At 66.0% G+C, this 13727-nt stretch carries 9 protein-coding genes and 1 tRNA gene; 2 read left to right on the top strand and 8 right to left on the bottom strand.

Translation table 11 applies throughout. The features are described 5' to 3' along the window. Positions 1–55 precede the first annotated feature (55 nt). Entirely contained in the window at positions 56–3160 is a 3105-nt protein-coding gene (locus tag E1H18_RS13815; protein ID WP_172269297.1) for a sugar-binding domain-containing protein, read from the bottom strand. 124 nt (positions 3161–3284) lie between these two features. Next, a complete protein-coding gene (locus E1H18_RS13810) occupies positions 3285–6065 on the bottom strand; it encodes a TonB-dependent receptor (protein WP_172269294.1) in 2781 nt (926 codons plus the stop codon). A gap of 310 nt (positions 6066–6375) precedes the next feature. Here E1H18_RS13810 and E1H18_RS13805 point away from each other — a divergent pair, with 310 nt between their 5' ends. Then, positions 6376–7680 (top strand): family 43 glycosylhydrolase, encoded by a 1305-nt coding sequence (locus tag E1H18_RS13805; protein ID WP_206679066.1) that lies wholly within the window; start codon positions 6376–6378, stop codon positions 7678–7680. Positions 7681–7693: 13 nt separating this feature from the next. On the opposite strand, the gene E1H18_RS13800 is transcribed toward E1H18_RS13805, so the two are convergent. The 5 genes from E1H18_RS13800 to E1H18_RS13780 form a co-directional block, all read right to left on the bottom strand. Next, positions 7694–8848, bottom strand: a complete 1155-nt coding sequence (locus E1H18_RS13800) for an isovaleryl-CoA dehydrogenase (protein ID WP_172269291.1) — start codon at positions 8846–8848, stop codon at positions 7694–7696. Between the two features lie 85 nt (positions 8849–8933). Then, positions 8934–10229 carry a lysozyme-family localization factor SpmX gene (gene spmX, locus E1H18_RS13795; protein WP_172269288.1) on the bottom strand — a complete coding sequence of 432 codons (1296 nt, stop codon included), beginning with the start codon at positions 10227–10229 and terminating at the stop codon, positions 8934–8936. 87 nt (positions 10230–10316) lie between these two features. After that, on the bottom strand, positions 10317–11786 hold the full coding sequence (mgtE, locus tag E1H18_RS13790; RefSeq protein ID WP_172269285.1) for a magnesium transporter: 1470 nt from the start codon (positions 11784–11786) through the stop codon (positions 10317–10319). 150 nt (positions 11787–11936) lie between these two features. Further along, positions 11937–12021: transfer RNA gene (locus E1H18_RS13785), tRNA-Leu, on the bottom strand. Between the two features lie 97 nt (positions 12022–12118). Continuing rightward, positions 12119–12397 (bottom strand): FliM/FliN family flagellar motor switch protein, encoded by a 279-nt coding sequence (locus E1H18_RS13780; protein ID WP_172269282.1) that lies wholly within the window; start codon positions 12395–12397, stop codon positions 12119–12121. A 47-nt stretch (positions 12398–12444) separates the two neighbouring features. On the opposite strand from E1H18_RS13780, the gene lipB reads away from it, so the two are divergent. Continuing rightward, positions 12445–13170, top strand: a complete 726-nt coding sequence (lipB, locus tag E1H18_RS13775; protein ID WP_172269279.1) for a lipoyl(octanoyl) transferase LipB — start codon at positions 12445–12447, stop codon at positions 13168–13170. Here lipB and E1H18_RS13770 read toward each other — a convergent pair. Continuing rightward, complete coding sequence (locus E1H18_RS13770; protein WP_172269276.1) at positions 13167–13571, bottom strand: DUF805 domain-containing protein; 405 nt, start codon at positions 13569–13571, stop codon at positions 13167–13169. The two genes, lipB and E1H18_RS13770, sit on opposite strands and share 4 nt — an antisense overlap. Positions 13572–13727: the final 156 nt, after the last annotated feature.

Here is a 13727-nt window from a genome sequence, read left to right as displayed (position 1 = left end):
CCACCGGCCTCGCAAGGAGAAGCCCCCGACCTGCTCGCCGGGGGCTTCTTGCGTTTTACGCGATCAGCCAACGCACGGCGTTGTTCAGGAAGCGATCCTGGAGCGGCCCGGCCAAGTCGGGCATGCGGTGGAAAAGCACCCGCGCGCCGTTCTTGCGGATCGTGAAGCACGACGCGCCGTTGCGGCGGTCATGGTCGCGGCTATAGCCGGCGACGACCTCGATCCCCTCGCCATCGACGATCAGCCCGTTAGAGGCGTGACTATCGATCTGGTGCAGAACGCCGGCGGCCTGATCGACCGGCAGGCCGTCGAACAGGGCGTGGGCGCGCAGGTAGTTCCAGTTGCCCATCCAGGGCGCGCGCGTCGTGCCCACCTCGCCGCCGAAGGTCAGCAGCCCGACCTTGGCCAACTGCTGGGCCGCACCCCGCGCCAAGCCGTCTTCCGGGACCATGGCCAGGAACGGCGTGCCGGCGACGACGGCGTCGATGATTTCCTGGGGGACCTCGCCGACGGCGACGATCGTGCCCTGTCCCCGGCGAGGACGGATCTCCAGCCCGGTCTGCTCGCCTACCTGCCGGCGGGCGATCTCGTCGGCCTCCAGGCCCGAGGAGACGATCAGGTCGTACTTCACGCCCGGCTTGAAGTCCTCGACCGCCACGCCGGGAACGCGGGACAGACGCTCGCGGAACGACTGCGCCACGCGCCCGACGCCGATCCGCACCGTGCGCGGCAGGGCCGGTCCGGCCGCGACGACCCAGAGCGCGCGTTCGAACTTCGCTTCCGGACGACTGTCCAGCTCGACCTCGATCCTGTGCAGGCCCGGCGCGGCCAGCGGCGCGGTCATCACGTTCTCGGCCAGGAGATAGGCGAACTGGTCCGGGGTCTGAGCCGGAACCGGATAGGTCTGCACCCGCGTCTTGCGGCCCTCCGGATCGACCACCGACACACGGATCGTGCCGCCGACGGCCTCGGGCAGGTCGTTGAACAGCCAGATGTCCAACTCGGCCTGCTCGCCGACCGCGAAGGCCAGCTTGCGCTGCTTGGCGATGGCGCGCACCGGCAGCAGGCTGCCCTTGATCACCGCCGGATCGCCCTTGGGCAGGCGCAGGTTGTCGACAAGGCCGGCGTGGTTGTCGATCGCCGTGGTCTCCCAGCCGGCGATGCAGGCGATGTCGACGCTCTCGCCCAGCCGGATGTTCTCCATGTAGTTCTGCCAGGCGTCGAACTGCTTGCCGCCCAGCGACGCGAACAGGTGGTCGGCGGTCGGGAAGGCCTGGCGGAAGCCCCACTTGTCCAGGAAGGCGTCGGTCCCCTTGAGGATGTCCTCATGGTCCTCGCGGTCATAGGACGCGCCGGCCGGGGCCTTGGCGATCTGCGCCAGCATTCGACCATGCAGATCGGGGACGGCGGTGGCCTCCATCTCGCCGAACTCCACGATGAAGGGCTTGCCCTTCTGCATGTGGATGTACTCATCCTTGGACTTGTAGAACTTGTCGTACCACTGGTCGCCCGCGCCCTGGTGATCGACCCACCAGCCGCCCCACTGGTCCTTGTCGGCGCTGTAGTAGCGATCGCTGTACGGCAGATACATCGCCTGGCAATTGCCGCGCACGACATAGCCGTCGTTGAGGATCACCGCCCGGCTGGGGTCGGCGTCGTGGATCAGCTTCAGCGCCGTCTGGATGTCGGGATTGGTCATCTCGACGCCGATCTCGTTCTGCAGCGTCCAGTGCATCAGCGAGGGGCTGGAGCGGAACGCCTTGACCATGGCCACGCACTTCTCGCGCATGAACGCCCGGCCGAACGACTCGGCCGGGGTCGGCCGCGCGCCCGGCGTGGCCGGCACGAAGATGGCGTGCTTGCCGCCGCCCGGCTCCATCACCCGCAGCAGCCCCTGTTGATCGCTGAGATCGGTGACCTCGGGCTTGCCGACATTGCGATGGAAATGCAGGCAGTTGAGGCCGATCGCCTTGGCGGAGTCGATCTCGCGCTGGGCAAGTTCCGGTGTGGGGAACATGCCGTTCAGGCCCCAGTAGCCCCAGGAGATCGAGGAATAGAGCCGGATGCGTCGCCCGTTCAGGCGCAGCATGGCGTCCGTGCCGATCCCCTCGGGCGAGAACCAGCGGAAGCCGAACGTCACCGCCCGCTCGTCGCCGCCCCAGCGGAAGCGCACCTGATAGAGCCTGGGCGTGTCCATGTCCCACAGATCGGCCTGCGGGGCTGTGACCTGGAAGACCGCGCGCGCGATCTTGCCGTCCACCGTCAGAGCCTGCAGACGCACGTCGCCCGGAACCGGTTTGCCGTCCGCGTCCAACAGCTCGAGCTGGGGCTTGTGTTTCAGGGCGTCGACAGACGCTGCCACCTCGCCCAGCGCCAGCTCCGCATGGGCCGTGATCGTCTTCGGCTCGGGTCTGTTCAGCACCCAGGCGTCGCTGATGCGCGCCTCCAGCGGGTGCAGGGTCAGCTTCATCCCGCGGTCCAGCCCGCCAAAGCCATGCGAGCTGAACAGCAGCACGCCGCCCCAGTCGAACTGGGCCGAATCCCGCCAGTCCAGGCGCCCGCCTGGATTGGTGATGCGGATGGCCAACTCATTGGCTCGGCCTGGCTGCATGGCCGCGGTCAGGTCGCACTCGAATGGCAGCTCCGACATGATCGAATAGCCGACCAGCTTGCGGTTCAGATAGACCTCGGCCCGCAACCGGGCGCCGCGCAGGTGCAACATGACCCGCTTGCCGCGGGCGTTGGCCGGAATGTCGAGGCTGCGATGCCACCACGAAACGCCCTCGTAGGCGCCAAATTGCGGGACCGCATCCTCGTCGGCGAAGCGGTATTCCTCGGTGGTGTACGGCCGCTTGCCGAATGCGCCCCACAGATACTGCTCGACCGTCGCCGGCAGCGTCACCGACAGCTGATCCTTGGAGGCCAGGGCCGCATCCCAGCCCCCGGTCGGCGGATTGACAGGCAGCGTGGCCAGGTCGACCTGCGAGGGCAGGAAAATCTTGTCGTCGGCCCATTTCGCCGCCCGGTCGATCCACAACCGCCAGCCTTGGTCGGGCACGGCGATCACGGTCGCGTTCTGGCCCGGCGCGGCTGTGGCGTCGGCGGCGGACAGCGCCAGCATCCCGGCGCCGGATGCGCCCATGAAGTCACGGCGGTTCAATCGCATAAGCCCTACCCTCAAAATTCAAGGTGCGAGGCGGCGTCCGCCTCTGCGTTCAATCTCACGTCCCGAAAAAGTCGCCGGGCGGTCGGCGAGCGGCCGCCCGGCATAGGGAGGGTGACGATTAGAACTGGTACCGAAGGCCGACGAAGAACTGCCGGCCGGTGTGCGAGTACACGCTCATGCGGTTGCTGGAGTCGACGTACTGGTCATTGATCTCGTCGCTGAGATTGATGCCCTCGAAGGTCAGCTTCAGCTTGTCGGTCACGTTGTACGAGGCGGACATGTCGAAGTTGGTCGTCGAGTTCGTGCCCTGGACATCGTTGCCCTCGCTGCCGGGAACCTGGGTCAGGTAGCCCTGGCGATAGGCGACCGAGCCGCGGATGCTGAAGCGCTCGGTCTCATAGTAGAGCGTGGCGTTGGCCGCGTGCTTGGACAGGCCCACCAGGGTGTTGTTGACGGTGGGCGCGCCAGGAACCGCCGAGGTCAGGTACTCCATGTCGGAGTCGACAAAGGTGTAGTTGGTCTGGATGCCGAAGTTACGCAGGAAGCCCGGCAGGAAATCGAGGTTCTTCTGCAGATTGACCTCGAAACCTTTCAGCTCGCCGCCAGCGGTGTTGACCGGCTGGCTGACCAGGAAGACCTCGTTCTGCTGCACGTCCGTGCCGTTCAATAGCGCCGCGGGCAGGCCCAGCTGGTTGAACGGGATGTCCTCGCGCAGCGTCTGAACGAAGGTGCTGATGTTCTTGTAGAACAGACCCACGGCCAGGACCGAGCCGTTGTCCGGGTACCATTCGAACGACAGGTCCAGGTTCTTGGATTCCGTCGGCTTGATGTTGGGATTGCCGCGCGAGAAGCTGCGGTTGCCGCCCTGGACCGAGATGTCGCCGCCAGGCGACAGCGCCTGGACCGCGGCGCGGGCGATGGTCTTGGCCGCGGCCGCGCGGATCACGAACTGGTCGGTGACGTCGATCGCGAGGTTCGCCGACGGCAACAGGGTGTTGTACTTGCGCTCGGCCGAGACCAGTTCGATCGAGGAGCCGACCGCCGTGTAGCCGGTCGAGGCCTGGTCGGTCTTGACGTAGCGCAGGCCGACGTCGCCGCGCATGGGCAGGCCGAAGACCTGCTTGTTGTAATCCAGCTGAGCGTACAGGCCGGTGTTCTTCTCGGTGATGGTCCGGAATTCACCGCGGGCCGAGGAGTTCTCGACGCCGGTCAGCTCGTAGATGCCGCAGTTGCAGTAGATGTCGTACTTGGAGATGAACTTGTTCAAGTCCGGCACGATCCAGCCCGTGGCGTTGCCGGCCGGCAGATCGAGATTGCGGCCAAAGCCAGAGAACACCGTCGAGACCGCGGCCAGGTCGGCGGCGCTCAGGGTGTTGACCTGGGTTTCAGTGCGGCGGCGGCGGCCTTGGGACTCGTACTCGAACTCGCGGTAGTCGACGCCGGCCTTCAGCGAGAACTCGTCGTTCAGCTCGTAGACGGCGAACACCTTGCCCGAGGTGAAGGTGTTGTCGACCGAGTTGGGACGGATGCGCACTTCCGACGTCCCATTGGTCATCGACCAGTTGGCCGGATTGGTCGTGTCGAAGCCCTGGTTCAGCGTCGGCAGGCGCGAGGTGAAGTCCCAGGAGTAGTTCTTCGAGTCGATCCGGTCGAAGGTGATGATCGTCGAGACCGGGTTGTTGAACTTGGAGCTGGCGTGACCGACCGAGAAGCCGCCCTTCAGCTTGTCCGAAAAGTGATGCTCGCCCGTGAGCGAGATCTGGCGGAACTTGGTCGACAGTTCGTCGTGGGCGGCCTGGGTGCGGATGTCGACATTGTCGAACACACCCTTGATCAGGTTGCGGTTGGCGTCGACCGTGCCCGAACGGATGATCGTGGCAGGCTTGCCCGCGCCGGTGCGGGTGAAGCTGAGATTGCCGAGGTTGAACTCGTCGCGGACGCCGTCCGAGGTCGAAGCCAGCACATCCAGAGTCAGCAGGGTGTTGACCGACGGGCGAAACTGCAGCGAACCGGTGACCCCCAGGCGCTCAGTGTTGAAATCGTAGCGGATGTAGCCCGGCGTCCGCGGATGGAAGATCGCCTTCTTGGGATCGGTCTCGTTGATCTGAGCCAGGGTCAGGCCGTTGATCGTCGAGGCGGAGTTGAAGCCGCCGCTGGCGCCGCCGAACGCCCAGCGCGTGGTGTTGGCGCCCTCTTCGAACAGGTGGCGCTTTTCATAGGCGATCGAGACCAGGGCGCCGAACTTGCCGTCGGCCCAGGTTCGCGAGGCCAGGGCCGTGAACCGGGGCTTCATGTCGCGCGCCAGGTCGTTGTAGCTGCCCTGGGCGCTGACGACCAAGGTCGGCTTGCGGTAGTCGAACGGGCGGGCGGTATCCAGGTCGACAGTGGCCCCCAGCGAGCCTTCCTCGACATCGGCCGAGGCCGACTTGCGCACCGTCAGGCTGTTGAAGAGCTCGGACGCGAAGACGTTGAAGTCGAAGCCGCGGCTGCGATTGGTGCCGCCGGAATTGTTGGTGCCGCCGGTGGTGGCCATGGCCTCCATGCCGTTGATGCGGACGCGGGTGTATTCCGAGCCCAGACCGCGAACCGAGATCTGGCGCCCCTCCCCGTTCGCGCGGGTGATGGCGACGCCGGGGATGCGCTGCAGCGACTCCGCCAGGTTCAGGTCGGGAAAGTCGGCAATGTCTTCGGCCTTGATGGAGTCGGTGACGCCCTTGGCCAGGCGCTTGGCGGAAATGGCGTTGGCGAGGCTGGCGCGGTAGCCGGTGACGACCACTTCCTCGACGGCGGTCTCGGTTTCTGCAGGCGCTGCTTGCTGAGCCGACGCCATGCCGGCGGCCAGGCTCCATGCAATCGCCGAGATACTGGCGCACGTCATCAGTCGCATTGAAGTATGCATGTTCGTTTCCCTTGCGCGCACCGTGTGATGCCCGTCCCTAAGCGCCCTGCTTGTTGCAGGTTATGTTACCGATACCATCGCCAATACTCGGACAAGTCCATTCCGATTGCGGCATGGATCGTTGCGCGTTTTGAAAAGATCGAACCTGATTTGAGTATTCGCGACGCGTTATCACAGGATCGATGCCGAACAGGTCTCGTTCGATTTGATTTCTGACTTGGACCGGCCGGACGAGCGTCCAATAGCGTAAGGCGGCGACGCCTCTTCACGAGGAGCGGACAACGCTCGCGGCGCGCTGGAGGAGACCTTGATGCCCGACCTGCGCGATCCCCCGCCCAATCCCAAGCGCCGCGCGATGCTGCTGGGCGGCGCCGCCGTCGGCACGGCCGCCCTCACGGGCGTGGCTCATGCAAGCGAAAGCATAACTCAGACTTTTCAAAACGAGGGCGCCAAGCCCTCAGCGCCCGTCGAGGCCCCCGTCGAGGCCGATGACACGGGACGCCCCACCGATCCGCCCCCGCCAGGCCACTACACCTATCGCGGCCGCAGCGGTCCTGGAGAGCCGGTCACGCCGGCGTCGGAGCGCGGCGGCTGGGTGTCCAGCGAGGCCGCCGTCGCCCGCCGGGGCGTGCGTTACAAGGGGCCGGGACCCGTGCCGTTCGATCCCCTGCCGTGGGAGAATTCGGACTCGGCCCGCGCCGTCACCCAGGGACTGATCCCGCCGATCAAGCCGATCTGGAACGTGCACATGCGCGACCCGATCATCTGCCTGGGCGGCGACGGCCACTACTACATGACCGGCACCACCGGCGATAACGTCTGGACCTTCAACGACGGCATCGAGCTGTGGCGCTCGCCCGACCTCAAGCGCTGGGACTATCTGGGCCTGATCTGGAGCATCGAGAAGGACGGCGTCTGGGAAAAGCAGTGGCGGGTGCGCAAGGGCATGCCGTTCCGCGCGGTCTGGGCGCCGGAGATCCACTACATCAAGGGCAACTACTACATCTGCCACTCGATCAGCCGCTCGGGCTTGGCCGTGCTCAAGAGCACCACGGGCAAGGCCGAAGGCCCCTATGTCCACGCCTTCTCGCCCGAAGCGCCGCTGAAGAACGGCATCGACGCCACCCTGTTCGCCGATGACGATGGCGCGGTCTATCTGACCTATGGCGCAGGCGACGAGATGGTGCGGCTGAAGGACGACCTGTCAGGCTATGCCGATGTCTGGCGACCGATCCGTTTCGAGACGCCCGATCCCGACCCGACGCACCACAACAAGAAGTGCGTCCATCGCGGCTTCTCGGACGTTGGCTTCGAGGGTGTGACGATGTTCAAGCACGAGGGCCGCTACTATCTGGGCGTCGTCGACCGTTTCGACGGGCGCTACTCGTTCGCCCTCACCCACGCCGACAAGCCGTTCGGCCCCTATCGCGGACGCTACGAGAGCGTGCCCTGCGCCGGCGGCGGCAACTTCTTCCGCGACAAGGAAGGCCGCTGGTGGTGCACCCTGTTCGGCAACGACAACGAAACGCCCTTCCGCGAGATGCCCGGGATCGTGCCGGCGCGGATGGACGCCGAGGGTCGGCTGGTGACCGACCACCAGCCGCGTCGCGTATGAGATCGATCGGGGCCTAGGCCCCGATCAGCTCGCGCCCAATCAGGAAGCGGCGGATCTCGTTGGTGCCCGCGCCGATGTCGTAGAGCTTGGCGTCGCGCAGCAGGCGCTCGACCGGCCACTCCTTGGTGTAGCCCGCACCGCCCAGGGCCTGGATGGCCTCCAGCGACACCTTCACCGCATTCTCGGACGCCAGAAGGATCGCTCCGGCCGCGTCGTAGCGGGTGGTCTTCCCCGCATCGCAGGCCCGCGCCACGGCATAGACATAGGCTCGAGCCGAGTTCAGGGCCACGTACATGTCGGCGACCTTGCCCTGCATCAGCTGGAACGAGCCGATCGGCGCGCCGAACTGCTTGCGGTCGCGGACATAGGGCAGCACCACATCCAGGCAGGCCTGCATGATGCCCAGCGGCCCAGCGCTCAGCACGGCGCGCTCGTAGTCCAGACCGCTCATCAGCACCCCGACGCCGCCGCCGACCGGACCCATGACGTTCTCTTCCGGGATCTCGCAGTCCTCGAACACCAGCTCGGCGGTGTCCGATCCGCGCATGCCCATCTTGTCCAGCTTCTTGGAGACGCTGAAACCCTTCATGCCCTTCTCGACGATGAAGGCGGTGATGCGCTTTTCATCGGTCTTGGCGTAGACCACCAGAACGTCGGCGTGCGGGGCGTTGGTGATCCAGAACTTCGTGCCGTTCAGGACATAGCGGTCGCCGACCAGCTCGGCTCGCAGCTTCATCGACACCACGTCCGAGCCCGAGCCGGCCTCGCTCATGGCCAGCGAGCCGACATGCTCGCCGCTGATCAGCTTGGGCAGGTACTTGTGCTTCTGCTCCGGCGTGCCCCAGCGGCGGATCTGATTGACGCACAGGTTCGAGTGGGCGCCGTACGACAGGCCGACCGAGGCCGAGGCGCGGGACACCTCCTCCATCGCCACCACGTGCTCGAGATAACCCAGGCCCAGGCCGCCGAACTCTTCCTCGACAGTGATGCCGTGCAGGCCCAGGTCGCCCATCGGGACCCACAGCCCGCGCGGAAACTCATTGGTCTCGTCGATCTGGGCCGCCAGCGGCGCAATCTTGTCGGCGGCGAAACGGGCCGTGGTTTCCCGGATCGCGTCAGCCGTGTCGCCCAGGGCGAAGTCCATCGAGGGTGCGAAATTCGTCGTCATAGACCCATCCAACAGCACAAACGCCCGCGGATCAATGTGACCCGCGGGCGTTCTTGCTCAGCTTACGCGACGGAAGGAAAGGAAACTATTCCTCGCCGTCAGCGTCGGGCCCCGCCAGGCGGCGCAGCAGCAGATAGGCCGAGACCACGAAGCAGATCGCGCCGATCATGCTGGCGCCGTAGCCAAACATCTTCACGCCGGTGTCGGAGCCGGCGGCCACGGTCAGGATCCACAGCACGCCACCGCCGAACAGGGCCAGCCCCAGGATGCCCAGGCTGATCAGCAGGCTGGTGTTGCCGAAGCGCGGCTGCTCGGCTTCCACCAGCGGCACGTCCATCGGGTTCAGCGAAACGGCTTCGTCGCTGGTCGAGAAACCGCCCAGATTGAACACCGAGGGGCCCGCGGCCGGGGCGGTGAACAGGCTGGGCTCGGCCACGGGCGCGGCCGGAGCGAAGCTTTCGACCGGAGTCGGCTTTTCGACCTCTTCCACCGGCTGCGGCGTCAGGCGGAACGGCGTGAACTCCAGCGGCGTGGCGGTTTCGACGACCGGGGTGGTGGTCGGCTCATCCTGGAACAGCACCGGCGCAGGCTCGGTGACGGCCGGCTGAGCCGGGGGCGGCGGTTCGGGCAGAACCAGATCGTCCTGGACCGGGGCCGGCTTGGTCGTGGTCACGATCGGCGGGGCGTCGGCCAGAATGGCTTCCAGGCGAGCGCTGACTGCGGCGGCCGATTGCTCGGTGGCCGTAGGGCCGTCCTCTTCGGGGACAACGATGTTCAGCGGCAGGCCTTCCTCACGCTCGGTGACGACACGGTCGCCTTCCGTACGAGCGTTGACGGCGATCGGCGTCTGCTTGGGAATGGCGCAGCTGGCGTCGTAGTCGACCTTCGGACGCAGCACCGGGCTGGGCGCGGGGACCCACTCGCCATTGGCCGGCGTCAGGAACAGGGTCTTCTCGGCGGCGCGGCGACGGACCAGAGCGTCGATGACGATCCGCTCGCCCTCGAAGTCGGCCTTGCGCCACATCTCCATCGCGCACGCGGCTTGCAGCAGCGAGCCCTCGTTGATCCGGCGCAACACGCCCGAGCGGAGGAAGTTGTCGAGACCGATGTTGAAGGCGAAGCAGACCAGCGCATCGAACTGGTTCTGGTTCAGCGGCGCATACGTGTTCTCGTTCACCGAATGGGCGACCGAGATCAGATCGTACAACAGCAGCGCCTCGGCGTCCTTTTCCGAGACGGAGGCCCCTTCACGGGCGGTCAGGGTGTGACCATAGCCGACCGTCCAGCGCCCGTCGGGGAGCTTGGCGGCCTTCTGACGGTAGCCTTCGAATCTCTTGATGAGATCGACGGAGGCCCGAGTAACCTGATGACGCGGTTTCATCGCTGAGTTTGACCCAGTTTGAGACAGACGCGGATGCGTTCGCCTGTCTCGGCGCAAGGTCGGCGCCAGTTTCGCCTGATACGCTACTTAAAGGATCAGGGACGCGATCAGCAGCACCGCGAAGAAGCCGGTGAAGTCGGTCAGGAAGGTCACGAAGATCGACGACGACACCGCCGGGTCGCGGCCCATCTTCTCCAAGGCCAGCGGCATCAGGATGCCGCCCACCGCCGCGGTGAAGATATTGGCCACCAGGGCGGCGGCGACGATGATCGCCAGGGCCCCGTGATGGTCCTGGACGCCGAAGAACAGATAGGTCGCCGTGCCCATCACCAGCGCCAGGGCCGAGCCGTTGACCAGGCCGACCAGCAGCTCACGCAGCACGATGCGGCGGGCGTTGGCCGTGGTCAGCTCCTTGCTGGCCAAGGCGCGCACGGCCACGGCCAGGGTCTGGGTGCCGGCGTTGCCACCCAGCGACGAGACGATCGGCATCAGGATGGCCAGGGCCACCAGCTTGGCGATCTCGTCCTGGAAAATAGCCACGCCGCTGACCGCCAGGGTGGCGGTGGCGAGATTGAGCATCAGCCACGGCAGGCGCGACTTGACGATGTCGATGACCGAGGCGTCGCGGCCCGCGTCCGACACACCGGCCAGGGCCAGGATGTCTTCCTGCGCTTCGTCGCGGATGACCTCGACGATGTCGTCGACGGTGATCTGGCCCACCAGGCGCCCGCCCGGTTCGATGACCGGGGCGCTGATCAGGTGGTACTTGTCGAAGATGTAGGCGACCTCCTCCTGGTCCATCTCGACCGGAATTTCGGTGACCGCTTCCATCAGCTCCGTCAGCGGCGTCTCGCGACGGCTGCGCAGCAGGATGCTGATCGGAATGGCCCCGACCGGCTTGAAGGTCGGATCGATCACATAGACGTCGAAGAACAGCTCGGGCAGCTGGTCGCCGGCGTCGCGAACGTGGTCGATGGTCTGGCCGACGGTCCAGAATTCCGGCGCGGCCAGGAACTCGCGCTGCATCAAGCGGCCGGCCGTCTCGTCCTCATAGGACAAGGTCGTCTCGATGGCGGCGCGGTCCAACTCGCCCATGGCGGCCAGAACCTGGAAGCGCTTGGTGTCGTCCAGGTCGTCGATGACGTCGGCGGCGTCGTCGGTGTCCAGCTCTTCCAGCGCGCGGGCCAGGGTGACCGACGGGGTCGCCTCCAGCACCTCCTCGCGGATATTGTCTTCCAGTTCCGAGATGATCTCGCCCAGCGCCTCGGGATCCAGCAGCGGAATGATCTGCTCGCGATAGTCGGCGGTCAGGAAGCCCATCAGGTCGGCGACGTCGGCCGGCTCCAGCGCGCCCATCAGCTCGCGCAGGCGCTTGGCGTCGCCGCTGTCGGCGGCGTCGACCACCATCTCCACATATTCGGGATTGAGGGCGTAGTCCTCGCCAAGGGCCAGGTCTTCCAGCTCCTTGGGGGTCTCGGTCTTGGGGATCGGGATTTGGGCCAGCGGAAGGGTATCGTCCAGCACGTCATCAGTCAGTTCGGCGGTGTCCCGGGTCATGGGGGCCTCCTGAGCTCTTAGAGCGCTGGGTTCGTGCTGATTGGTCCGATGAAGCGACCCTGAGGCGAAATCAGGGCCTGAAACGATTAGAGCGCCCCCAGCGAGTCGGAAACCGATTTCGCCAGGAGCGCTCTATTCTGTGTTCACCACTGGTGCGGTCGAGAAGACTCGAACTTCCACGGGTTGCCCCACAGCGACCTCAACGCTGCGCGTCTACCAATTCCGCCACGACCGCTCGTGGTGAGCCGCGGCTGGTAGCAAACTGAATCGGCTTTGGGAAGTAGAAGTTTGCAGTCTGCAAACTTCATTGGGGGAAGCCGGAAGTTCGAGAATTACGCGCCGCCCGCCATGTAGTCGTAGACGTCGGCCGCGCGGGTCACCTGGATGGCGATGCGGTCGTCGCTGATCTGGATCTCGCCACGCGCGATCGGGTGGTTGTTGGCCAGGATCCACACTTCGTCATTGGTCTTGGCGTCCAGCGGGATCACCGCGCCGCGACCCATGCGCAGAAGTTGCTGCATAGGCAGGATCGAGCGCCCCAGCAGAACGGAGATCTCGACATTGACGGCGTTGACCTGGCTCACGAAGTAAGGCCCCTGAAACTGACGCATCTACGGCCGTGGTGGCCGCGCCGTCTCGATTGCAAGATTAGGGCCGTATGCTTGCCTTCCCGTTAAACGCTGAAAACGCTGGACTTCCGACCATGCAGCGCGAGGACGCGGCGCCGGTGGGGTGGGCGGTTTCGACCGGGCAGGTGCCCTACCCGGCAGCCGTTGCCGCCATGGAGGCTCGCGCGGCCGCCATCGCCGACGGGACCGCGGGCGAGCTGATCTGGTTGCTGGAGCATCCGCCGCTCTACACGTCGGGCGTCTCGGCCAAGGCCAGCGACCTCATTCAGCCTGACCGGTTCCCCGTGTTCGAGAGCGGCCGCGGCGGGCAGTTCACCTATCACGGCCCCGGCCAGCGAGTGGCCTATGTGATGTTGGACCTGACCCAGCGCGGCCGCGACGTGCGCGCCTTCGTCGCGGCGCTGGAGGCCTGGATCATCGACGCCCTGGCCGCCTTCAACGTCACCGGCGAACTGCGCGACGGGCGAGTCGGCGTCTGGGTGGAGCGCAAGGGCGCCGGCTGGAGCCGCGAGGACAAGATCGCCGCCCTCGGCGTGAAGCTGCGCAAGTGGGTCAGCTTCCACGGTATCAGCCTGAACGTGGAGCCGGAGCTGGACCATTTCTCCGGCATCGTGCCCTGTGGTCAGGTCGAGCATGGCGTCACAAGCTTGGTGGACTTAGGCTTGCCGGTGACCATGGACGAGGCCGACGCCGCGCTGCGGACCAGCTTCGAGAAGGTGTTCGGGCCGGTCGAGGACGCGGAAGCGCCGGTCTAAACCGCCACCGTCTTCTGCGGGTTCGGTCCATAGCGGTTAGCGCCCTGCTCGCCGCCCATGACGCCCAGCTCGACGATCGCCCACAGGATCACCAGCGAGAACACGAAGTCCAGGAAGTGCTCAGGCTGCGGCCAGACCGCGACGATGGCGATCAGGATCAGCATCGACCACCAGCCCGATCGGCCACGATCGTGCAGCCGCTTGGACAGCACGCAGGCGCCGGAGAACAGCAGAGCTGGATAGACCAGCCAGCCGGTCAGCCAGTGCAGGGTGTAGCCGGCGATGGCCTCGTACAGCACGGCTACGCCGATCAGCACGCCCGAGGCGACCAGGAACGGGGTGCGCGCCAGCCTGCCGTTCGACGACAGGAACAGCTCCGCCCACTCGCTACGATCGCTCATCTTGGCCTTGGCTCCGACTCGGCAATGTCGCCGGACGAGCAATCTAGGCTTTTGGCGTCGTGCTCGAAAGAGCAGGCCACGTGGCTTCACCGTCGGTGTTCGCCGAGCGCCGCTCGCCCCAAACGGGTTTGCAAGCGAGCCCCGGGGAGGTACACC

The organism is Caulobacter sp. RHG1 (assembly GCF_013181195.1).
In the GTDB taxonomy this organism is placed as follows: Bacteria; Pseudomonadota; Alphaproteobacteria; order Caulobacterales; family Caulobacteraceae; genus Caulobacter.
This window is presented reverse-complemented; position numbering and strand designations above follow the sequence as displayed.